1 pseudogene is annotated in these 789 nt (G+C 46.6%); it reads right to left on the bottom strand.

The features are described from left to right. Positions 1-789, bottom strand: a pseudogene (locus tag R7Q48_RS26455) (ribonucleotide-diphosphate reductase subunit alpha); the annotation flags it as partial.

A 789-nucleotide genomic window follows, 5' to 3' on the forward strand; every position in this document is an offset into this window, starting at 1 on the left:
CGATGCTTTTACAGATACGTAACCGCGTGGTGGCTCAATACCGTTTGTAGCGTTCGAGATCTGAGAAGAGGTCTCAGAAGGCATTAGCGCTGTCAGTGTTGAGTTACGAAGACCGTGTTCCATGATTTCTTGACGTAGGCTGTCCCAATCGTAGTGCAGCTCTTCATCACAAATTAGGTCGATATCTTTCTTGTAAGTGTCGATTGGCAGTAAGCCTTTCGCGTAGTTTGTTTCGTGGAACGAAGGACACTTGCCTTGTTCTTTTGCTAGCGCTACCGATGCTTTTAGCAAGTAGTATTGCATTGCTTCAAACGTGCGGTGAGTCAGGCCATTTGCGCTGCCGTCAGAGTATTTCACTCCGTGCTTCGCTAGGTAGTAAGCGAAGTTGATAACACCAACACCTAGCGTACGACGGTTCATTGTTGACTTGTACGCCGCTGGTAGTGGGTAATCTTGGTAATCCAGTAGTGCATCTAGAGCGCGAACAACAAGATCAGAAAGCTCTTCGAAATCATCTAGAGATTTGATTGCGCCAAGGTTGAACGCGGAAAGCGTACATAGTGCAATCTCACCTGAATCATCTTCAACGTTAGTCAGTGGTTTAGTTGGAAGTGCGATTTCCAGACATAGGTTAGACTGACGAACTGGCGCAACTTCAGAGTCGAATGGGCTGTGAGTGTTACAGTGGTCTACGTTCTGAATGTAGATACGACCTGTTGAAGCACGCTCTTGCATGAGTAGCGAGAACATTTCGATGGCTTTCACCGTTTCCTTCTTAACTGAAGGATC

The sequence above is a fragment of the Vibrio sp. 378 genome (assembly GCF_033339435.1).